Source organism: Caballeronia sp. LZ062 (genome assembly GCF_031450785.1).
In the GTDB taxonomy this organism is placed as follows: Bacteria; Pseudomonadota; Gammaproteobacteria; order Burkholderiales; family Burkholderiaceae; genus Caballeronia.
In genome coordinates this window covers 482,465-503,700 of sequence record NZ_JARTWB010000002.1, presented here as the reverse complement: position 1 = coordinate 503,700, position 21,236 = coordinate 482,465, and the positions used below count along the sequence as shown (strand labels likewise).

15 protein-coding genes and 1 other RNA gene are annotated in these 21,236 nt (G+C 65.0%); 9 read left to right on the top strand and 7 right to left on the bottom strand.

Annotated features, from left to right (window positions below; genetic code table 11):
• The first annotated feature begins 2 nt into the window (after positions 1-2).
• The 3 genes from gph (at position 3) to P9239_RS08330 (ending at position 4,144) form a co-directional block, all read left to right on the top strand.
• A complete protein-coding gene (gene gph, locus P9239_RS08340) occupies positions 3-767 on the top strand; it encodes a phosphoglycolate phosphatase (protein WP_309750025.1) in 765 nt (254 codons plus the stop codon).
• Positions 768-843: 76 nt separating this feature from the next.
• Positions 844-1,201, top strand: a transfer-messenger RNA (tmRNA) gene (ssrA, locus tag P9239_RS08335).
• 528 nt (positions 1,202-1,729) lie between these two features.
• Positions 1,730-4,144: an FG-GAP-like repeat-containing protein gene (locus tag P9239_RS08330; RefSeq protein WP_309750024.1), complete on the top strand. Its 2,415-nt coding sequence runs from the start codon at positions 1,730-1,732 to the stop codon at positions 4,142-4,144.
• Between the two features lie 1,226 nt (positions 4,145-5,370).
• On the opposite strand, the gene P9239_RS08325 is transcribed toward P9239_RS08330, so the two are convergent.
• The 3 genes from P9239_RS08325 to P9239_RS08315 all read right to left on the bottom strand — a co-directional run bounded on the left by P9239_RS08325 (position 5,371) and on the right by P9239_RS08315 (position 8,319).
• Positions 5,371-6,447 (bottom strand): glycosyltransferase family 4 protein, encoded by a 1,077-nt coding sequence (locus tag P9239_RS08325; protein WP_309750023.1) that lies wholly within the window; start codon positions 6,445-6,447, stop codon positions 5,371-5,373.
• A gap of 377 nt (positions 6,448-6,824) precedes the next feature.
• Positions 6,825-7,094: a hypothetical protein gene (locus tag P9239_RS08320; RefSeq protein ID WP_309750022.1), complete on the bottom strand. Its 270-nt coding sequence runs from the start codon at positions 7,092-7,094 to the stop codon at positions 6,825-6,827.
• Positions 7,095-7,248: 154 nt separating this feature from the next.
• A complete protein-coding gene (locus P9239_RS08315; protein WP_309750021.1) occupies positions 7,249-8,319 on the bottom strand; it encodes a substrate-binding domain-containing protein in 1,071 nt (356 codons plus the stop codon).
• 126 nt (positions 8,320-8,445) lie between these two features.
• Here P9239_RS08315 and P9239_RS08310 point away from each other — a divergent pair, with 126 nt between their 5' ends.
• Genes P9239_RS08310 through P9239_RS08295 form a run of 4 tightly spaced genes read left to right on the top strand, consistent with a single transcriptional unit; the run spans position 8,446 to position 13,680 of the window.
• On the top strand, positions 8,446-8,931 hold the full coding sequence (locus P9239_RS08310) for an NAD(P)H-dependent oxidoreductase subunit E (RefSeq protein ID WP_309750020.1): 486 nt from the start codon (positions 8,446-8,448) through the stop codon (positions 8,929-8,931).
• Positions 8,928-10,484: an NADH-ubiquinone oxidoreductase-F iron-sulfur binding region domain-containing protein gene (locus P9239_RS08305; protein WP_309750019.1), complete on the top strand. Its 1,557-nt coding sequence runs from the start codon at positions 8,928-8,930 to the stop codon at positions 10,482-10,484. Before P9239_RS08310 ends, P9239_RS08305 begins: the two co-directional genes overlap by 4 nt.
• 19 nt (positions 10,485-10,503) lie before the next feature.
• Positions 10,504-13,431, top strand: coding sequence for a formate dehydrogenase subunit alpha (gene fdhF / locus P9239_RS08300; RefSeq protein WP_309750018.1), 2,928 nt, complete (start codon positions 10,504-10,506; stop codon positions 13,429-13,431).
• Between the two features lie 3 nt (positions 13,432-13,434).
• A complete protein-coding gene (locus P9239_RS08295) occupies positions 13,435-13,680 on the top strand; it encodes a formate dehydrogenase subunit delta (protein ID WP_309750017.1) in 246 nt (81 codons plus the stop codon).
• Between the two features lie 79 nt (positions 13,681-13,759).
• Here the strand turns inward: P9239_RS08295 and P9239_RS08290 are convergent, their stop codons facing one another.
• From P9239_RS08290 to P9239_RS08280, 3 genes are all read right to left on the bottom strand, one after another.
• Positions 13,760-15,493 (bottom strand): FAD-dependent monooxygenase, encoded by a 1,734-nt coding sequence (locus P9239_RS08290; RefSeq protein WP_309750016.1) that lies wholly within the window; start codon positions 15,491-15,493, stop codon positions 13,760-13,762.
• 94 nt (positions 15,494-15,587) lie between these two features.
• On the bottom strand, positions 15,588-16,583 hold the full coding sequence (locus P9239_RS08285) for a cation diffusion facilitator family transporter (protein WP_309750015.1): 996 nt from the start codon (positions 16,581-16,583) through the stop codon (positions 15,588-15,590).
• Between the two features lie 50 nt (positions 16,584-16,633).
• Complete coding sequence (locus P9239_RS08280) at positions 16,634-16,975, bottom strand: metalloregulator ArsR/SmtB family transcription factor (RefSeq protein WP_309750014.1); 342 nt, start codon at positions 16,973-16,975, stop codon at positions 16,634-16,636.
• Between the two features lie 126 nt (positions 16,976-17,101).
• Here P9239_RS08280 and P9239_RS08275 point away from each other — a divergent pair, with 126 nt between their 5' ends.
• Positions 17,102-18,952 carry a tetratricopeptide repeat protein gene (locus P9239_RS08275; RefSeq protein WP_309750013.1) on the top strand — a complete coding sequence of 617 codons (1,851 nt, stop codon included), beginning with the start codon at positions 17,102-17,104 and terminating at the stop codon, positions 18,950-18,952.
• Positions 18,953-19,027: 75 nt separating this feature from the next.
• Here the strand turns inward: P9239_RS08275 and P9239_RS08270 are convergent, their stop codons facing one another.
• Positions 19,028-20,323 (bottom strand): MFS transporter, encoded by a 1,296-nt coding sequence (locus P9239_RS08270; protein ID WP_309750011.1) that lies wholly within the window; start codon positions 20,321-20,323, stop codon positions 19,028-19,030.
• A gap of 186 nt (positions 20,324-20,509) precedes the next feature.
• Between P9239_RS08270 and P9239_RS08265 the strand changes: the two genes are divergently transcribed.
• Positions 20,510-21,028 carry a GNAT family N-acetyltransferase gene (locus P9239_RS08265; protein WP_309750010.1) on the top strand — a complete coding sequence of 173 codons (519 nt, stop codon included), beginning with the start codon at positions 20,510-20,512 and terminating at the stop codon, positions 21,026-21,028.
• Positions 21,029-21,236: the final 208 nt, after the last annotated feature.

Sequence of the window (21,236 nt, the reverse complement as noted above, 5' to 3'; positions counted from 1 at the left end):
CGATGAATCCGGAAGAGCAAAACGAAACGGGCATCGTCCAGACCAAGCTCCTGCCCGACGATCCTACGCCTCAACCGCAACGCGCCGCCGACGGCCGCTCGCTGGGGCTTTGCCAGGCGGTGCTGTTCGATCTGGACGGCACCATCGCAGATACCGCGCCGGATCTCGTGGCGGCCGTCAACAAGATGCGCCACGACCGCGGGCTCGAAATGCGTCCGCTGGAGGCGCTGCGTCCTTACGCGTCCGCGGGTGCGCGCGGGTTACTGGGCGGCGCTTTCGAGATTGGACCGGAGCACCACGAGTTCGCCTCGATGCGCGAAGAGTTCCTCGCTAACTACGAAGCCGACCTCTGCATCGAAACGACGCTGTTTCCCGGCATTACCGAACTGCTGGACGAACTCGACGCGCGCGGTGTGCGCTGGGGCATCGTCACGAACAAGGTGACGCGGCTCGCCGCGCCGCTCGTCGCGTTGCTCGGGCTCGACACGCGTGCCGGCTGTCTCGTCTGTGGCGACACGACGCCGCATTCGAAGCCGCATCCCGCGCCGCTCTTGCACGCGGCCGAGTTGCTCGACGTCGCGCCGGAGCGCATCGTCTACGTGGGCGACGACCTGCGCGACGTGCAAGCCGGCTTCGCCGCCGGCATGATCACGGTCGCGGCCGCCTACGGCTATTGCGGCGACGACATTCCGCCGCATCGCTGGCACGCGGATCACGTCGTCGAATCAACCGAGGAGCTGCAACTGCTGCTGCGCGAGATCCCGTGACGGTGCGGGCGGGCTCTTGAAAAAAGCCGCCGTTCGCCTCATACAGTATTTCGTGGGATAATCACCGTTCCGCTTTGGGGGCGACCTGGTTTCGACAGGGGTTGTGAAGCGGTCAGGGCATACCGAGGACCCGTCACCTCGTTAATCAATGGGAAAAACGTAACTGCAAACGACGATACGTTCGCACTGGCGGCCTAAGGGCCGCCGTCCTCTCACTAATTCGCTGACGGGTTAGGGTAGCAATACCGCGAGAGGTCATATACGTCAGATAAGTCTTGGTGGCGTCACGACGCCAAGATCGAAAATTTAGTGAATCGCCGTAACGCAGCGTGTTCGTCCGCGTCGTTGCGGTTAAATCAAAAGACAGAACTAAGTATGTAGAACTGGTCGTAGAGCGCTTCTGGACGCGGGTTCGATTCCCGCCGCCTCCACCACCCCGCTTCAGAAACCCGCGATCGCGCAAGCGTCGCGGGTTTTTTATTGTTGGTCGCGCGATGATGCCTAACGCGCGCACGAAAAAAACCCCGCACGAGGCGGGGCAAACATCCTTGAGAGACATAGCCGCGGCACGGACGACGCGAGCTACGGCGAGAGAATAGAGGCCGCGGCGCGCGCTTCGTATCGGACCCGTCCGAATAAATTGCTGAGAGTCAGCCATCGGTAAAGGCTGACTCTGAGCACTCGACAATCACGAACGCTGGCCGCAGTCAGCATCTCCGACGATTCCGATTCTTCCCCGAACGAGCCGGCATTACCCTGTTCGCGCTTCTCGTTTCCACGAGCGAGAAGTTCATTCCAAGTACTTTTGCCTCGCCGATCGGCGGGGCTTTTTTTCGTCCGGACGAAAGGACGAGCGCGCGCGTGCATCCCTCATACATGTTCGTTCGGCAACCGACTGCATGGGGCGGCGCGCGGCAATCTTCTGCTTTATTCCGTGAACCGGCTCGCGTTGCGGGAAAAGCATGTACCGACAAAGCCGCATCAATTCATTCCGAACGACATTGCTCGCGCTGGCGTGGGCCGTCCTCGCCTTGCTTGTTCCTGTTTGCGCCCGCGCGGCCACGGGGCAGGCCACGGCCGATTGCCACGCCGGCACGCTCGTGACGGTGGTCGCGCATCTCGATGACGACCTGCTCTTCGTCAATCCGGGCATCACCGACAAGCTCGACGCCGGCTGGTGCATCACCACCGTTCACCTCGTCGGCGGCGCGAATGGCGCGAAATTCGACTACGTGCTGCTGCGCGAGACCGGCACCAAGCTCGCCTATGCGCGCATGGCGGGCGTGCCGGATCAGTGGCAGGAATCGACGGTCATGCTCGCCGGCAAGCCCGTGCACCAGCTCGTGCTAAGCGGGCAGCCGCGCGTGAAGCTGCTCGAGTTGCGCCTGCCGGGCGGCGGCGTCCGCGGCGGCAAGGTGCCGCTCGGTCTGCTGTGGGATCGCGGCCAGACGGTAACGACCTATCCGATGCAGGCGGACGGCAGCGGCGCGACGACGTACGATCGCGCGTCTTTGTCGGCGACCGTGCGCGCGATACTCTCCGAAGCGACCGCCATTTACACGCTGAACCCGGACACGGTCGCGTTCATGGAGCACCCGGATCACATCTATGCCGCGCGCGTCACGCGCGTGGTCGCGCAGAGCCTGAAGCGCGATGTGCCCATCGGTTATCACGTGACCTACCCCACCGGCGGCTTGCCGAAGAATCTCGACGCCGCCCAGACTTTGCGCAAGCGCGATGTCGTCGGCAGCTACTTCTCCGTCGACGGCAACGACGCGGGCCACGTCTTCGACGAATACATGTGGGACGGCAACTGGGTCGCGCGCCGTTACTGGAGCGCCGCGCGCGCCAACGACGCCGGCCCGGACTTCCAGTTGCGCCCGTTTCAGCTCGTCAACGAATATTCGAGCCGATGCCTGCAATCCGGCGGCGCGGGCCAGCCGCCGCGCCTCGGCGCCTGTACGAGCGATGCGTCGCAGAACTGGTTCTGGCAGCAGTTGCCGGCCACGCCCGGCGAAAAGAACGACGCGCTGCTCGTCAACGCGAGCACGCACGCGTGCATCGCGGAGCGGGATTCCGGGCTCGTCGAAGAAGCGTGCAACACGAAGAGCGCGTCGCAGCGCTGGACGCCGTGGGACTTCGGCTTCGTGTACACGCCGCAGAATCACTGCCTCGGCGAGAAAGGCGGCGCCGTCACCGCCGGGCGGTGCTCGCTTCTGACTGCGGAGTCTCGCTGGTCGCCGACCCCGCAGACCGTATGGACCGATACCCGGCAGGAAGGCGCGCTCTACGGCGACGTGCGCGGAACCGGGCGCGACAGCACGGTGTACGTCCAGCGTCGCAAGGACGGGCCTGGTTTCAACGTCTGGGTGGCAGAGATGTCGCGTCTGGATCAGGCGGTGCCGTGGTATCTGAACGCCGTGCCGTTCGATCCGCAGGCGAGCACGCCGACCTGCGAGGCCGATACGCTGTGCTTCGACAGCGCGCGCTTCCTGCTCGGCGACTTCGACGGCGACGGCCGCGCCGATCTGATGGTCGTCACGCCGCGCGATGGAGGCACTGCGTTCTGGCTGCTGAAAAGCGAGGGCACGCGCTTCGACGCGCCGCGCCTGTGGTTACAGACGAGCGCCGAATGGACGCCCGCCATCGCGCAGCAATACGTCGCGGGCGACTTCAACGGCGACGGCCGCGCCGACGTCATGATCGCGCAGCAGCGCAAGGACGCGGGACTGGACCTCTGGGTGGTTGCGTCGAACGGCGCGACGGGCAGCGCGCCCGCGCTCTGGCTCGACGCGTCCGCGCTGTCCGCGAGCGCCCGCTTTGTGCCGGCGCGCCTGGCGGGTTCGGAGCGCGCGGGACTCATCGCAATGGAGAATGTGAACGGCGCGCTGGCGCTGTCGCACATGGCGAGCACGGGAAAAGCGTTCGAGCCGGGCTACCGCACGAACGTGTATCCGGCGTTGCGCGCCGCGTTCGTAAAAGTCGCGGCGGGCGATATCGACGGAGACGGCATCGACGATCTCGCGGTGCTCGCACCGCGCGCCGATTCGGCCAGCACGCGCGTCTTCACGATCAAGGGCGGCAAGGTCTTCGGCCCCGCCGAGGACGCCGCGACGCTGGCCGGCACGTCCTACGCCGATTCGATGCCCGCCCTGATCCGCCGCAACGAGCACGACAACCACGCCACGCTGATCCTGTTCCGGCGCGCGAACGCGATTCTCAAGGAGTTCTATTACACCGGCGGCGCGCCGAGCTTGTCGGGCTATGACATCGACACGTCGTTCAAGCTGGGGCCGGTGCAGATCTGGGGCGATTTACCGGGGCTGTATTCGGAATCGCTCTGGCTCAAGACACTTGCCTATTGGGGCGGCAAATAGGAACGCGCCGCCCCTTTCTTCGGGCGGCGCGCTATCTTGAACCGTTACGTTCAGCCGAGGCGACGCGCAGATCCGGGCGAACTGTCCGCACTAAACGCGAATCGCTTTGGCTGACGCTCGCCTGCTGGAAGGACGAGAAATCACGCGCCGTTCCTTTGCATCGGGCAGCGCGTGCGCTTAAACCATGGCCGATCAGCTGAGGTCGACGCGAAGATCGGAGCGATTCGCCCGGCCTGTACTCGGAACCGGTCTGGCTCAAGACGCTCGCCTGCTCCGGCGGCGGATGTAGAACGCGCTGGCCCCTTTTTGAATCGGACAACGCGTGCTCTCTCGGAACAGCCGTTTAGCTGAGGCCAACGCGCCGAACATAGCGATCTGCCCGGCTTCGTCCGGAATCGCCCTAGCTTTAGACGCTCGCCTGCTGGAGCGGTGACAAATCGCGCGCCGCCGTGCTCGTCCGTGCAACGCGTGCTTTTTCGAATCATGGTTGTTCGGGTCAGGCCGACGGGCAGATTAGAGCGATCTGCCCGCCTTGTCTCGGAATCGCTCTGGCTTAAGACGCTCGCCTGCTGGTCGCCCGCGAATAAAGGAGCGCCGCCGTTTTCGTCGGGCAGCGCGTACTCTTTCGAATCAATGCCGTTCAGCCGAGGCCTGCGCGCAAATTCGAGCGATTGCCCGGGCTTACTCGAAATCGATCGTGCTCAAGACGCTCGCCTACTGGGGCGGCCAATATAGAACGTGCTGCCCTTTCTGCATCGGGCAGCGCGTGCTCTTTCCAAACAGCCTTTTAGCTGTGGCCGATGCGCAGATCAGAGCGATCTGCCCGGCTTGTCTCGGAATCGCTCTGGCTTAAGACGCTCGCCTGCTGGGCGGCGACTAAAGACGTGCCGCCGCTTTCGTTGGGCAGCGCGCGCTCCTAAAGCATTGCCTATGAGCCCAAACCTACGCGCAGATCAGCGCAATTTGCCCGGCCTAACTTGGAATCTCTCTTGATCGAGACGCTCGCCTACTGGAGCGGCGAAGATGGAACGCGCTGCTTTCTTTGCATCGGGCAGCGCGTGCTCTTACAAAACAGTCGTTTAACTTAGGCCGACGCGCGGACTAAAGCGATTCGCCCGGGCTTAACTCCGAATCACTCCGCCTTGAAACGCTCGCCTACTAAAGCGGCGAATAAAACGCGCCACCTTCCGCCGCAAGGCAGCGCACCCTCCTTCAACCATTCCCGTTCAAGTAAGGCCCACGCGCAGATCCAGCACATCGCGCGCAATCGCGAGATACCGGTCCGCCGTGCTTTGCAGCGTCAGACCTTGCAGCGGACGCGTCGCGCGCGGCTGCGAGAGCGCTTCGAGAAGCGCGCGGCCGTAGGCGGCGGTATCGCTCGTATCGAGCAGTTGCACTCCCGGAAAGCCGCCCGCGAAAGCAAACGACGCAATGGCGTTGCCCACCACCGGAATGCCCGATGCAAGCGCCTCCAAAAAGCCGATGCTATGCGCCTCGAAGCTCGACGGCATCGCGAACACGGTCGATGCCCGCAGGATCTGCGCGACGTTCTGCTGCGGCCCCTGAATCGACACGCGATCCTTCAGCCCCAGTTGCGCCACGCGCTCCACGACCGCCGCGTGATAGTCGAGGTTCTCGACGACGCCGCACAGCAGGAGCCGCGCATCGCGATCGGCGCGCGCGACGTGCGCGAACGCATCGACCGTCTGCAACTGGTTCTTCTCGGGAATATAGCGGCCCACCTGCACGATCTGCTTGTGCGCGACGGGGACGCGCGGTCCGGCATCGTCGGCGAAGCGCGAGACATCGACGCCGTTCGGCACCACGATCATCGACGGATGCAGGCCGATCTCCTTCACGTAGTCGTCGATATTTTTCTGCGACACGCCGATCACCGCCTTCGCGCGATTCGACAGCAGGCGCTCCGCGCGCATGAGAGCGGCATTGGCGAAGTCGTTCGCGCCCGAGTGCATGACCCAGACGATCGGCACGCGCGTCGGCAAGGCGCGCACGTAGAGCGCGGGAATCGTCGCGTGCGCGAAGATGATGTCGGGCTTGAACGACCGGATCGCGCGATGCAGAAAAAGCAGCCGGCCCAGCTTCGTCGGATTCTTCGCCGGGAAAACGCACGAAACGCCGTGCGCGCGCAGCTCTGCGCTGATGTGCCGGAAGTCGTCGTGCTCGGGCATCAGCGAGGCGATCGAGACGCTGTGTCCCGCGCGCTGATGACCGATCGCGACGCCCTTGGCGAGAACTTCCGCCCCCGAAAGGCGAGGCGCCAGTATGACCTGGAGAATTCGCATGTGTACGGTCCCTCGGTGGTCCGAAGTGCGTTCGTGGGCACGTCAAGCCGCAAGGTTGCGTGACGTCCGTCGCCGCCTGCCGCGCAGTGATTCGCGTTATCGGGGCAGCCGCGCACTTCCTGTTTTTATGGTTATTAAAGTCGGAGAAAAACGGCTGTGCGCATCGAACGCCTGATCGATGACACGTCGATCAAGGTACTCCTCGCCTCCCATGGGGCGTCGGCCATCTCGTAGCGTTTTTCGGTCGCTGCTGAAATCATTGCGCGCGGTATGCGGCGGCGCGCACATGGCGCCGATAGATGGGACAAAAGCCGCGACAAAAGCCGACCGAAGGCAGCTTGACGGCGCGCATTGCACGCGCCGCGATTCATCCGGCTTTAGTTGGAGCCGTCTTTCGGGCACTTGAGGTTGCAGCCGTCGGGATCGCCGTTGTCGCCCCGGCGACGCATGGCGGACGTGCCGCGCTGATACTTGTCCGACGGCGCGGATGCAGCGAACGGCATCTGCGGATGCTCGTTGATGCGGAAGTTGTCCTGCAGCACGCCGCCGGGAATGCCGGGCGAATTCTGCGCGAACGCGGCGGGAACGAGAGAAACGGCGCCAGCGACAAGTGCGGCCGAGAGCGATGCAAGCAACGTGAATTTCATGGCGATGTGCGCGCGGCAAAGCCGCTTATCAAACGGATGGAACGTATGGAACGTGAAACCAAAAACCGAAGCCGCTAGGTTAACGCAATTCGCCGAGCCGGGCGGTTTCGGGGGAAAGATTCGTCTTACCGTCCGTTTCGTGACCGGCGTCACATCAACCGCGAAGCCCTTCGTCGACCTCCACGAGCGCCCCGCAGCGTTGCGGATCGTAGCCGCCGAGATGCGCCACGCTTTCGTTGAACGCCGCGCTGCGCAGCACGCCGAGCACGCTCACGAGCCGCTGTTCGTCGAGCCGCGCACGCTCGCAGGCGAAGAAATAATCCTCGTCGATGATCGGGATGAAATCGAGTCCGAAGTGCTGCGCGGCGGGCTTCACGCCGAAGCCCAGATCCGCCATGCCGCTCGCGACGAACGCGGCGATCGCCGAATGCGTGAGTTCCGTGGACGCGTAGCCGTTGATCTCGTCGGGATCGACGCCCACGCCGCGCAACGACAAGTCGAGCAGCATGCGCGTGCCCGAGCCGGGCTGCCGGTTGACGAACCGCACGTCGCTGCGCGCGAGATCGCGCAAGCCGGTGATGTGCTTCGGATTGCCCTTCGGCAGGAAAAGGCCCTGCGTGCGCCGCGTGAGACGAATGAGCTGATGCTTCTTCGGATCGAGATACGGCCGGTAGATTTCCGCGCACGTCGAGCGGAATTCACCTATCGGCAAATGAAAACCGGCGAGTTCGCATTCGCTGCGCGCAAGCGCCCTCACCGCTTCCGCGCTCTCCCGATACTTGATGTCCACCGGCACGCGCCGTTCGCCGAGCGCGCGCACGAGCGTCGCCACCGCATAGCCGTGCGACGCGTGGATGCGCAAGTCAGATATCTCGCCCGCGAGCCGGCGATTCAGTTCGTCGGCGACATCGGCGGCGACTGCCTGCAACGGCGCTTCGAGGCGGTCGCCGCAGAGACGCTGCGCACGCAGAACGGACTCGCCGAGTTCCGACAACACCGAGCCGCGCCCGCGCGATTTCGTGATGAGCGCGCCGCCCAGCCGCGCCTCGATTTCGCGCAGCAAGCCCCACGCGTGGCGATAGGACAAACCCTTAGCGCTCGCCGCGTTCGCGATGCTCCCCGTCTGCGCCACGAGCTGAAGAAGCGGGACAACCGCGCTGAGACTGGTTTCCCGGCCATCGGGGTCTCTCAGGATCAGTTCAGCGCGGCAGGTGACGTCCACCATATGTATCGTCCTTTCCTATTGCCAAGATATATCACGACGCCTATTGTTGCTTCACGGGCTCGGCGCTTCGATTATATGACTGAAATATGCACCGATAAAACATATGCCGAGCCTCGGAGGAGCCCCATGACACATCCGCAGATGTCCGCCGCCGACGCAGACGAACTCGTGCGCCGCCACGCCGTGCAAGGCGCGACGTTGATGACGATCCTGCACGCCATTCAGGACGAAACCGGCTTCGTGCCGGCCGAAGTCGTCGCGCCGCTCGCCCGCGCGCTGTCGCTTTCGCGCGCCGAGGTTCACGGCACGATCACCTACTATCACCACTTCCGCTCGGCGCCGCCTGCGCGCGTGACCGTGCAGCTGTGCCGCGCGGAAGCGTGCCGCAGCATGGGCACCGAGGCGCTAAAGGATCACATCGAAGGCCACACGGGCTGTCGCTTCGATAGCGGCCACGCAGAGGACACCGAACTGGAGTCCGTGTATTGCCTCGGCCAGTGCGCGCTCTCGCCCGCCATGACCATCAACGGCGAACTGCACGCCAAAGTGACACTGCAGAAATTCGATCGCCTGTACGACGCGGCCAGGCAAAGCAGCGAGGTGACGGCATGACGCGCATCTACGTTCCCTGCGACTCGTCCGCGCTCGCGCTCGGTGCTGACCGCATCGCCAAGGCCATCGCGAGCGAAGCGCAGCAGCGCGGCATCGACGTCCAAATCGTGCGCAACGGATCGCGCGGGCTGCTCTATCTCGAGCCGCTCGTCGAAGTGGAAACGGCGCAAGGGCGCGTCGGCTACGCGAACGTCGAAGAAGCCGATATCGCCGCTCTTTTCGATGCAGGCTTTCACGAAGGCGGCGCGCACGAGAAGAGCGTCGGCGTCGTCGACGAGATTCCGTATCTGAAAAAGCAGCAGCGGCTGACCTTCGCGCGCATCGGCATCACGGACCCGCTTTCGATAGACGACTATGTATCGCTCGGCGGCCTGCAAGGTCTGCGCAACGTGCTCGCGATGAACGGCGACGCAGTGTGCGAGGCGCTCGCCGATTCCGGCCTGCGCGGGCGCGGCGGCGCGGCGTTCCCGGCTGGCATCAAGTGGAAGACGGTGCGCGCGGCGCTGGCCGACCAGAAGTACATCGTCTGTAACGCGGACGAAGGCGACTCCGGCACGTTCTCCGACCGGCTCGTGATGGAAAGCGATCCGTACATGCTGATCGAAGGCATGATCATCGCGGGCGTCGCGACCGGCGCGACCAAAGGTTATATCTACGTCCGCAGCGAATATCCGCATTCCATCGCGACGCTTAATCGCGCAATCGACAACGCACGCGATGCCGGATGGCTCGGCGCGAGCGTGCTCGGCACGTCGCACGCATTCGAGCTTTACGTCGCCAAGGGCGCGGGCTCGTATGTCTGCGGCGAGGAAACGGCGCTGCTCGAATCGCTCGAAGGCAAGCGCGGCATCGTGCGCGCGAAGCCGCCGGTGCCGGCGCTCACCGGTCTCTACGGCAAGCCGACCGTCATCAACAACGTCATCACGCTCGCAACGGTGCCGATCATCTTCGCGAAGGGCGCAGCGTTCTATCGCGACTACGGCATGGGCCGCTCGCGCGGCACGCTGCCCTTCCAGCTTGCGGGCAACGTGATGCGAGGCGGGCTCGTGGAACTTGCGTTTGGCGTGACGCTGCGCGAACTCATCCGCGATTTCGGCGGCGGCACGGCGAGCGGCCGGCCAGCGCGCGCGGTGCAAGTGGGCGGCCCGCTCGGCACGTATCTGCCGGAGAGCCAGTGGGACATTCCGCTCGATTACGAAGAGTATGCGAAGGTCGGCGCGGTGGTCGGTCACGGCGGCCTCGTGATTCACGACGACACCTCGAACCTCGCCGAACTCGCGCAATACGCGATGCACTTCTGCGCCATCGAGTCATGCGGCAAGTGCACGCCCTGCCGCATCGGTTCGACGCGCGGCGAGGAAGTCATCGCCAAGATTCGGGAAGGCGATACGTCGGTCAAACAAATCACGCTTCTGCGCGAACTCTGCGACACGATTGTCGGCGGCTCGCTCTGCGCGATGGGCGGCATGACGCCGTTCCCCGTGCTCTCCGCGCTCGATCATTTCCCCGAAGACTTCGGCCTGCCCCGCACGCCGGCACGGAAAGCTGCATAAAAGCAGGGAGACACAGAACATGTCCAACACCATTAACGGCTGCGGTTCGGGCAACTGCGCGTGCAAGAGCGCGGCATCGGTGCAACGCCGCGATCCGTTCGACGAGACCGACTACGGCACGCCGCTGCGCCACGCCGACATCGACGTGACGCTCGACATCGACGGCCAGTCGGTCACGGTGCCCGCGGGCACGTCCGTGATGCGGGCCGCCATAGAAGCCGGCGTCAATGTGCCGAAGCTCTGCGCCACCGATTCGCTCGAACCGTGGGGCTCGTGCCGTCTGTGCCTCGTGGAGATCGAAGGCAAGCGCGGCTATCCGGCGTCCTGCACGACGCCTGTCGAAGCGGGCATGAAAGTGCGCACGCAAAGCGACAAGCTGCAACTGCTGCGCCGTAACGTGATGGAGCTGTATATCTCCGATCACCCGCTCGATTGCCTCACCTGCCCCGCCAACGGCGACTGCGAACTGCAGGACATGGCGGGCGTCGTCGGCCTGCGCGAAGTGCGCTACGGCTACGAAGGCGCGAACCATCTGAAGGACAAGAAGGACGAGTCGAACCCGTACTTCACCTACGATCCGTCGAAGTGCATCGTCTGCAATCGCTGCGTGCGCGCGTGCGAGGAAACGCAAGGCACGTTCGCGCTGACGATCGCCGGACGCGGTTTCGAATCGCGCGTGGCGGCAAGCGAAAACGTGCCGTTCATGGAATCGGAATGCGTGTCGTGCGGCGCGTGCGTCGCCGCGTGCCCGACCGCGACGCTTCAGGAGAAGAGCGTCATCATGCTCGGCCAGGCGGAGCATTCGGTCGTCACGACCTGCGCTTACTGCGGCGTCGGCTGCTCGCTGAAGGCGGAGATGAAGGGCAACACCGTCGTGCGCATGACGCCGAACAAGAATGGCCAGGCGAACGAAGGCCACGCCTGCGTGAAGGGCCGCTTCGCGTGGGGCTATGCGACGCATAAGGACCGCATCACGAAGCCGATGATCCGCGCGAAGATCACCGATCCGTGGCGCGAAGTGTCGTGGGACGAAGCGATCAACTATGCGGCGAGCGAATTCCGCCGCATTCAGGACAAGTACGGACGCGATTCGATTGGCGGCATCACGTCGTCGCGCTGCACGAACGAAGAGACGTATCTCGTGCAGAAGCTCGTGCGCGCGGCGTTCGGCAACAACAACGTCGATACCTGCGCGCGCGTCTGCCATTCGCCGACCGGCTACGGCCTCAAAACGACGCTCGGCGAATCCGCCGGCACGCAGACGTTCGCGTCCATCGAAAAGTCGGACGTGATCGTGGTGATGGGCGCGAATCCGACCGACGGCCATCCGGTCTTCGCCTCGCGCCTGAAGCGCCGCGTGCGCGAAGGCGCGACGCTGATCGTGATCGATCCGCGCCGCATCGATATCGTCGATACGCCGCATGTGAAGGCGTCGCATCATCTCGCGCTGCGCCCCGGAACGAACGTCGCGATGGTCAATGCGCTCGCGCATGTGATCGTCACCGAAGGCTTGCTGAACGAAGCGTTCATCGAGCAACGCTGCGAGCCGCGCGCGTTCCAGCAATGGCGCGATTTCGTCGCGCTGGAGGAGAACTCGCCCGAGGCGACGGAAGCGGTCACGGGCGTGCCCGCGCAGCACGTGCGCGAGGCCGCGCGCATCTACGCGACCGGCGGCAACGCCGCGATCTACTACGGGCTCGGCGTGACCGAGCACGCGCAAGGCTCGACCACGGTGATGGGCATCGCGAATCTCGCGATGGCGACGGCCAACGTCGGCCGCGAAGGCGTCGGCGTGAATCCGCTGCGCGGCCAGAACAACGTGCAAGGCTCGTGCGACATGGGCTCGTTCCCGCACGAGTTGCCGGGCTATCGTCATATCGGCGATGCCGCGACGCGCGCGCTCTTCGAGGAAGCGTGGAACGTGAAGCTGCAACCGGAGCCGGGACTGCGCATTCCCAACATGTTCGATGCCGCCACGCACGGCTCGTTCATGGGGCTTTATTGCCAGGGCGAAGACATCGTCCAGTCGGACCCGAACACGCAGCATGTCGCGGACGCGCTGTCGTCGATGGAATGCATCGTCGTGCAGGACATCTTCCTCAACGAGACCGCGAAGTACGCGCACGTGCTGCTGCCCGGCTCGACCTTTCTCGAAAAGGACGGCACGTTCACGAATGCGGAGCGCCGCATTTCGCGCGTGCGCAAGGTGATGCCGCCGCTCGCGGGCTATTCCGACTGGGAAGTGACCATTCTGCTTTCCCGCGCGCTCGGCTACGAGATGAACTACACGCATCCGTCCGAGATCATGGACGAGATCGCGCGTCTCACGCCGACGTTCCACGGCGTGTCGTACGAGAAGCTCGATGAAATGGGCAGCATCCAGTGGCCGTGCAACGAGAAGGCGCCCGACGGCACGCCGACGATGCACATCGACGAATTCGTGCGCGGCAAGGGACGCTTCGTCATCACCAAGTTCGTGCCGACGCCGGAGAAGGTCACGCGCAAGTACCCGCTGCTGCTCACGACCGGGCGCATCCTTTCGCAATACAACGTCGGCGCGCAGACGCGGCGCACCGAGAATTCGCGCTGGCACGACGAGGACCGTCTGGAGATTCATCCGCACGACGCCGAAGACCGCGGCATCAAGACGGGCGACTGGGTGGGCATCGAGTCGCGCGCCGGGCAGACGGTGCTGCGCGCGAAGATCACCGACCGCATGCAACCGGGCGTCGTCTATACGACGTTCCACTTCCCGGAATCGGGCGCGAACGTCATTACCACCGACTCGTCCGACTGGGCGACGAATTGTCCGGAGTACAAGGTCACGGCGGTGCAGGTCTTGCCGGTGGAGCAAACGTCGCAATGGCAGCAGGACTACTCGCGCTTCAGCACCCAGCAGCTCGAACTGCTCAACATGCGTAATCTGGCGACGACTTCAGGAAAATGACACATGGACGTGGATAATTTGATCGAGATGGCGAACCGCATCGGCGAGTTTTTCGATTCGATGCCGGATCACGCCGAAGCGGTCGATGGCGTGGCGGACCACATCCGCCGCTTCTGGGAGCCGCGCATGCGGATTGCTATCTTAAATGCACTGGATAACCCGCAAGCAAGCGCCTCGATGGAGCCGATCCTGCGCGAGGCGCTCACGCTCCACAAGGCGGATCTTCAGCCGAAAGCGGCGACCGCCTGACTCCGCGTTTCAAGAATCCTTGGGCTCTCTGTAGTGCCCATTGCGCCCCGGCAGTATCGGGGCGTTTTTCTTTTTCGTTTCACTCTTCCGGCTGTGGGCCGGCGACGCGCTCGCCGCTACTCGCTCGCTCTTCGCCGAACCACGTCTCGCAATGGCGCAGCAGCGCCTGCGTATCCGCCGGCACGCGCCCGCGCGCCGCGATATAGCCGTCCGGCCGCACGAGATAGAACGCGGGGCGCGTACGGCCGTAGTGCTCGGTGAGCGATTGCGCGTCGTCGCCGTTGGTATCGGTGATGCGCCAAATGCGCACCGCGTCCGACAAGACGGCCTCGATGGACTGCACGAGGCCGTCCACATTGGTGTCCCGCATGGCGTGCGCGACGGTGATGGTCGCGGGCGCGAGCGCGATGTCGTCCTCGCCGGCCGGGCTGACGAGCAGGAACAGCGAGAAGCAGCCGGGATCATGCAGATCGTAGAGACAGCCGACGCCCGGCAGACGCCCGAGCGGACCATCGACGACATGCACGCGCGCATCCGGTGCGCGCTCGCCGGCACGCGGTCCGCCGTCGAGCACGCGTTCGAGCGTGAGCGGGCTCTTGCGGTAGTTGATCGACAGTTCGCTCACCGTGCGGCGCATGGCGTCGCGCAGCGGGCCGATAGCCGCGAGCGCGGGCATCACGTGTTCGCGCATCAGCTTCATTGGACCGTGTCCGGCTTCGGCCATCTGCGTGAGTATGCTCGTCTGGCGCAGGACGTCGCGCTCGATCGGATGCCGCTCGGCGTAGTACGTGTCCAGCAGGCGATCGGACGCGCCGCCCGCGAGCAGCCGCGCGATCTTCCAGCCGATGTTGAAGGCTTCCTGAATGCCCGTGTTCATGCCCTGCGCGCCGGCCGGGCTGTGGACATGCGCGGCATCGCCTGCGAGGAAAATACGCTGCACGCGCAGGCGGTCCACCATGCGGCTGTTCACGCGGAAATACGACGACCACGCGAGATCCGAGAGCTTCACGCGATGATGCACGCGCCGCTCGACGAGCGCACGGCAGGCGTCGAGGTCGGGACCGCTGTTCTGCGCGCCGGTGCCGGGAGCCGTCTCGTGCGAAGGCAAATCGCCGATGAGACGCGCGCGGCCGCCGCCCATCGGAAAGAGCGCCGCCAGCCCTTCTTGCGACGCGAAGATGTGGAATTCGTCGTCGGGCCAGTCGACATCGGCCTGAACGTCGGCGAGCAGGAAGGTCTGATCGAAGGTCTTGCCGTCGAAGCCGATATCGAGCCTGTGCCGCACCGAGCTATGCGCGCCGTCCGCCGCGATCATAAACGACGGACGCAGCGTTTCGTCGCGTCCGTTTTGGTGGCGCAGCGTCGTCTGAATGCCCGCGGAGCCCTGCGTGAAATCCGTCAGCGCGACACCGCGCTCGACTGTCACGCCGGACTCTGCAAGATGCTCGGCGAGCAGCCGCTCAGTCTCGGACTGCGGCAGAAACAGCAGATACGGATAGCGCGTTTGCAGCGGATCGAAGTCGAGCCGCGCCAGGCGCTGACCGTTGGAGTAGAGATTCGCGACGCGCGCCCGATGCCCCAGTTCGAGAAACGGCTCCACCGTGCGATGTTGCTCGAAGAGTTCGAGCGTGCGCGCCTGAATGCCGATGGCGCGCGAGTACGGCGAAGGTTGCGGCGCCTGGTCGATCAGGCGCACCGGAACGTGCGCGCGCGCGAGACTCATCGCGGCGGCGAGTCCGGTCGGGCCGGCACCGACGATGAGCACCGGCGCAACGTCGAGCGTGTCGTTCGGAGTGGGCTTGCGCGTGAACATGCACGGAATCTCCGGCAGGTTTTTGCGGATTTGGTCTTCAGCTAGTGTACGCCCGCTCGCACGATTGTCGGCGGCCGTGCGCGCTCGCGTCAGGTCAGCGGTGCTGCAAGACGCACTCGGAACAGCCGTCCGCTACATCCACCTGCACGGTCGAGTGATGCATCGCGTAGTCGCGCCGCAGCGTGGCGACGACGCCCTGCATGAAGGCATCGCCCGGATGGCCTTGCGGCATGACGAGATGCACGGTCAACGCGTTTTCCGTCGTCGAGAGCGCCCATACGTGCAGGTCATGCACGCCGCGCACGCCCGGCAGCCCGGACAAATAGCCGCGAATGCGCCCCGTGTCCACGCCCGGCGGCACCGCGGCGAGCGCGAGACGCATGGCATCGCGGCCAAGGTCCCATGTGCCGTACAGGATGACCGCCACCACGACGATGCTCATCACCGGATCGAGCCAGTACCAGCCGGTATAGATGATCGCGAGGCCGCTCACGCCGACGGCGGCTGAGATCGCGGCATCGCCGGCCATGTGCATGAACGCGCCGCGCACGTTCAGATCTTCCTTGCTGCCGCGCATGAAGAGCCACGCGGAGAAGCCGTTCACGACGAGGCCCAGCATCGCGACGATGAAGACGTCGAGCCCCGCGACGGGCGCAGGGTTCAACAGGCGCTGGATGGCTTCGAGGAGGATCGCGCCGCACGCGAGCAGGAGCAGCGCCGCATTCGCGAGCGAAGCGAGAATCGACGAACTGCCGAGCCCGAACGTGTAGCGGGCGCTCGGCCGGCGCGTGCCGAGCCACACCGCACCCCACGCGAGCAGGAGACCGAGGACGTCGGACAGATTGTGACCTGCGTCGGCGAGCAGCGCGGTGGAATGCGCGAGCAGGCCGTAGACCGCCTGCACGACGACGATCAGCACGTTGAGCCCGACCGCCAGCGCGAACGTGCGGCCCTGCCCCGCCTGCGGCGCATGGTGATGATGATGGCCGCCCGGCCCGTGGCTGTGATCCTCGTGGGCGGCGTGCTCGTGGTCCTCGTGATGATCGTGATGATCGTGGTGATCGTGTCCGTGATGCGTGTGCGTGCTCATTGCGTGCTCGTTTTTCGTGCTCATATGGCTCGACCGTGGTCGAGCCGGTGTCAGTTGATGTCGGTCGCGTCGGAGTGCGGCTCGGCGACGTGCTCGAGCAGTTCGGCCAGCATGCCGCTGATATGCCGGTCCGCCGCCGCGTAGAACACCTGCTTGCCCTGCCGCTCGGCCCGCACGATTCGCGCCGCGCGCAGCAGGCGCAAATGATGGCTCACGAGCGACGGCGACAAGCCGAGCGATTCGGCGATCGAGCCGACCGCGCGCTTCTGCTCGACGCACGCCAGCACGATGCGCAGGCGCGTCGGATCGCCGAGCAGTCGAAACAGGTCGGCGAGCGGGACGACGCGGTCATCCGACGTCGCGGCGCTGGGCGCGGGAAAAGAAGAAGCCACAGAGACTCATCGACATATGAATAGGTGTTCATATGTTAGTTACCATCGTCGCAACATGTCAACAGAAGAATCGGGAGCGGCGCTTTCTAGTGTGGGAAAATGCGGGGTTTGCAAAAATTCTCCGTCATGGACACCGTATTTGCCCGCGGCTTCGCGGCCCATCGTGACGGCCGCCTGACCGAAGCGGAACGCGACTATCAGGCCGCGCTCGCCGCCGAACCCTCCCACGTCGAAGCGTTGCATTACCTCGGCGTGCTGCGCCATCAGCAAGGGCAGCACGAAGAAGCCGCAGCGCTCGTCGCGCGCGCCGTCGATCTGCGCCCGACGGACGCCGCCTTGCAACTCAACCTCGGCAACGCGCTGAAGGCGCTCGGGCGTCTGGACGACGCGATCGAACGCTTTCGCAACGCGCTCACCCTCGCGCCCGGCTTCCCGCTCGCGCAGTACAACCTCGGCAATGCGTACACGGCGCTCGGCCGCCACGAAGACGCCGCCGATGCCTTCGAAAAGGCGCTGCGCCTGCAGCCGAACGACGCCGCCGCCTGGAACAACTTCGGCAACGCGCTGGCGTCGCTGTCACGCCACGAAGACGCCGCCCGCGCCTTTCGCCGCGCGCTCGCGCTGCGGCCGCGTCACGCCGGCGCGCACAACAATCTCGGCATGGCGCTGAACGCGCTCGGCGATGCGCCCGGCGCCATTGCGCACTTTCGCGCGGCCATCGACGCCGAGCCGGACTACGCCGCCGCGCATTTCAACCTCGGCAATTTGCTCGACGCGCGCGGCCATCCCGAAGAAGCGCTGCCCGCGCTACAGAAGACGGTGCACTCGCAGCCGCGCTTCGCGCCCGGCCACTTCGGGCTCGGACACGCGCTTGCGAAGCTGAACCGCCACGAGGAAGCCGTTCAGTGTTACGAGCGCGCGGTCGGCCTCGATCCGAAATACGCGGTCGCGTGGCTGTGTCTCGGCAATTCGCATCTCGCCCTCGCCGCGCACGCCGCCGCGGTTCGCGCGTTCGATCAGGCTTTGCGGCTCGATCCCGCGATGCCGGCCGCGCATCTGAACCGGGGTCTCGCGCTGCTCGCGACCGGTGACTACGAGCGCGGGCTGCCGGAATACGAGTGGCGTCTGAAAACGCCCGGCAGCGAGAGCGCGCCGCCGCTGCCGCGCTGGACTGGCGAGCCGCTTGCCGGCCGCACGCTGCTCGTGCGCGCGGAACAGGGGTTCGGCGATACGCTGCAGTTCGTGCGCTTCGCGGCGTTCGCGGCCAAGCGCGTCGGCAAGCTCCTGCTCGAAGTGCAGCCCGCGCTCGTGCCGCTCGTCGCACCGGCGGCGCACGCGGCGCGCATCGAACTGCGAAGCCGCGCCGACGAACCGTATGCGGGCGCCGATGCGTTCTGCCCGCTCCTGAGCCTGCCGCTCGCGCTCGGCGTGACCTCGCTCGACGCCATTCCCGCGCGCACGCCGTACCTCGTCGTGCCCGCCGATTACCGCCGCAAATGGCGCGGCTCGCTAGGCGGTCAGGCAAAGCGCAAGATCGGCATCGCGTGGTCAGGGCGGTTGCAGCCGGGCGAGACGCGCTCCGCGCCCGTGCAGGCGCTCGCGCCGCTCTTCGCGCTCGAAGGCATCGACTGGATCGTGCTTCAGCCGTTTCTCACCGAGGACGAGCGCGCCGTGCTGCTTGCCCATCCGCAGGCGAAGTCGATTCACCGCTTCGAAGGAAGACTCGAGAACTTCGCGGATACGGGCGCGATCGTCGACCGGCTCGATGCGGTCGTCTCGGTCGATACGTCTGTCGCGCATCTCGCGGGCGCGCTCGGCAAACCGCTGTGGGTGATGCTGCCGTTCGCCGCCGACTGGCGCTGGGGCGTCGATGAAAAACGCAGCGAGTGGTACCCGAAGGCGAAACTCGTGCGGCAACGCGCGCCGGGCGACTGGAATGGCGTCGTCGCGGAAGTCGCGGCCGCGTTGCGCGACTGAATCGCTCCGCGTCAAAGAAAAGCGCCTCGCGTCGGATCGACGCGAGGCGCTTCGTGTATGCGGTCCCGGGCGGACTCAGGCGGTCTTGTACTGGTTGCGCGCTTCCGACGAGCGATACAGCACGAGCGTCGCGATCAGCCCGCACACGGCGGCAAGGCCCATCCACAGACCCGGCGCGGCCTTGTTGCCGGTCGCGTGAATCAGGTACGTGGAGATGGCGGGCGTGAAGCCGCCGATGGTCGTCGCCAGGCTGTAGGCCATCGAGAAGCCGGTGGTGCGCACATCGACCGGCATCACTTCGGTGAGCGCCACGACCATGGCGCCGTTATAGCTGCCGTACAGAAACGAGAGCCAGAGTTCGACCATCAGGAGGCGCGCGAACGACGGGTCCGCGACCAGCCACTGCACCGCCGGATACGAGGTGAGAATCGTCGCGATGGTGAAGAAGAGCAGCACCGGACGGCGGCCGATACGGTCGGACAGCGCGCCCATCAGCGGCAGCCACACGAGATTCGAGATGCCGACGCAGACGGTAACGACGAGCGCGTCGATGGCGGACAGCTTCAGCACTTCCTTGCCGAAGGTCGGCGTGTACGCGGTGATCATGTAGAACGACACGGTCGTCATGATGACCATGCCCATGCCGGCGATGACGATCGGCCAGTTCTGCAGAATGGAGCGCGCGATCTGACCCATGTCCGGGCGATGCTTTCTCGCGAGGAACTCGTCGGTTTCGCGCAGCGAACGGCGGATGATGAAGAGGAACGGCACGATCAGGCAGCCGATCAGGAACGGCACGCGCCAGCCCCATGCGCCCATCTGCTCGGGCGGCAGCGCGCGGTTCATGATCACGCCGATGAGCGCGGCGAACACGACCGCGACCTGCTGGCTGCCGGACTGCCACGAGCAATAGAAGCCTTTGTTGCCCTTTGTCGCGATCTCGGACAGATACACCGAGACGCCGCCCAGTTCCACGCCCGCCGAGAAGCCTTGCAGCAGCCGCCCGCCAAGCACGATGATCGGTGCAATCGCGCCGATGGTCGCATAGCCCGGCACGAGCGCGACGCACGCGGTGCCGATCGCCATCAGCGTCAGCGTGAGGATGAGGCCCTTGCGCCGGCCATGATGGTCGATATACGCGCCGAGCACGATGGCGCCGACCGGGCGCATCAGAAAGCCCGCGCCGAAGACGGACAACGCGAGCATGAGCGAGGCGAAGTCGCTGCCGCTCGGAAAATACGTCTTGGCGATGGCCGAGGCGTAATAGCCATAAACCATGAAGTCGTACATTTCAAGGAAGTTTCCGCTGACGACGCGGAAAACCGACTTGAACTTCGATTCATTGGCGGGTGCAACGTGGGTCGTGGACATGACTTTCTCGAATCTTGGCGAGAATCGCAGCAGAAGCTGCCAATTCCGATTTCTTAGGGTTAACCCTTGACACTTTTTGTAAGAGTGGGTCTAGCTGAATCTTAACGCCTGCACGCCGTTTGCAGCACAAATCACACCCAATTTCTGGTAACTCACATTAAAAGTTGCTTACTTATACCCGACGTCATGCCTACATTATCTGACTTGGTACTGCGCGAAGCGCAAGCCGGCGACACAGCGCTTATTGCGTCGATGCACGCCCGAAGCTGGGCTTCGGCGTATCGCGGCATTCTGCCGGACGCGTTCATCGATCAAGAAATGCCCAATGAACGCGCCGCACATTGGCACGCGCGGATGACCGAGATCGCGGCAGGCGCGGGCTGCGTGCTCATCGCGGAGGCGGGCGGCCAGCCGGTCGGCTTTGTCTGTGTCGCCGCGCCGGACGAGACCGGCGGCGCGCTGATCGACAACCTGCACGCGCTGCCGGCGTTTCGCGGCTGCGGCGCGGGCAGCGCCATGCTCCATGCCGCCGCCGAGTGGGCGCGAGCGCGCGGTGCGCGTCATCTGTATCTGTCCGTGCTCGAAGCGAACACGGCGGCGATCGGCTTCTATGAATCGCGCGGCTGGACGCTCTCCGGCCGCGAAGCGGATCGGCTGGGCGGCGTCGATGTCGTCTCTCTTCGCTACGTTCACGCACTTACTTGACGACTCACAAGACTTGCAATCACAGCCGCCGCCATCCGTCAATCAGCGGTCCTATAAAAATTCGTCTTTCGGAGTAATCCTGTCGCACGGCGCGCGGGCGTTTCGTATGATCGCGGGTCAACTTCGGCTTTGCCGCACGACGCGCCCGAAGCCCCGTGCCTCGCCGGGCGAGACGCACACCAGGCCGGACGCGGCGACGTCCCGCGTG

Bases quoted from the DNA above. Each gene is read 5' to 3' on its own strand.
- gph (WP_309750025.1), top strand. From the start codon at position 3: ATGAATCCGGAAGAGCAAAACGAAACGGGCATCGTCCAGACCAAGCTC.
- P9239_RS08330 (WP_309750024.1), top strand. From the start codon at position 1,730: ATGTACCGACAAAGCCGCATCAATTCATTCCGAACGACATTGCTCGCG.
- P9239_RS08325 (WP_309750023.1), bottom strand. From the start codon at position 6,447: ATGCGAATTCTCCAGGTCATACTGGCGCCTCGCCTTTCGGGGGCGGAA.
- P9239_RS08320 (WP_309750022.1), bottom strand. From the start codon at position 7,094: ATGAAATTCACGTTGCTTGCATCGCTCTCGGCCGCACTTGTCGCTGGC.
- P9239_RS08315 (WP_309750021.1), bottom strand. From the start codon at position 8,319: ATGGTGGACGTCACCTGCCGCGCTGAACTGATCCTGAGAGACCCCGAT.
- P9239_RS08310 (WP_309750020.1), top strand. From the start codon at position 8,446: ATGACACATCCGCAGATGTCCGCCGCCGACGCAGACGAACTCGTGCGC.
- P9239_RS08305 (WP_309750019.1), top strand. From the start codon at position 8,928: ATGACGCGCATCTACGTTCCCTGCGACTCGTCCGCGCTCGCGCTCGGT.
- fdhF (WP_309750018.1), top strand. From the start codon at position 10,504: ATGTCCAACACCATTAACGGCTGCGGTTCGGGCAACTGCGCGTGCAAG.
- P9239_RS08295 (WP_309750017.1), top strand. From the start codon at position 13,435: ATGGACGTGGATAATTTGATCGAGATGGCGAACCGCATCGGCGAGTTT.
- P9239_RS08290 (WP_309750016.1), bottom strand. From the start codon at position 15,493: ATGTTCACGCGCAAGCCCACTCCGAACGACACGCTCGACGTTGCGCCG.
- P9239_RS08285 (WP_309750015.1), bottom strand. From the start codon at position 16,583: ATGAGCACGCACACGCATCACGGACACGATCACCACGATCATCACGAT.
- P9239_RS08275 (WP_309750013.1), top strand. From the start codon at position 17,102: ATGGACACCGTATTTGCCCGCGGCTTCGCGGCCCATCGTGACGGCCGC.
- P9239_RS08270 (WP_309750011.1), bottom strand. From the start codon at position 20,323: ATGTCCACGACCCACGTTGCACCCGCCAATGAATCGAAGTTCAAGTCG.
- P9239_RS08265 (WP_309750010.1), top strand. From the start codon at position 20,510: ATGCCTACATTATCTGACTTGGTACTGCGCGAAGCGCAAGCCGGCGAC.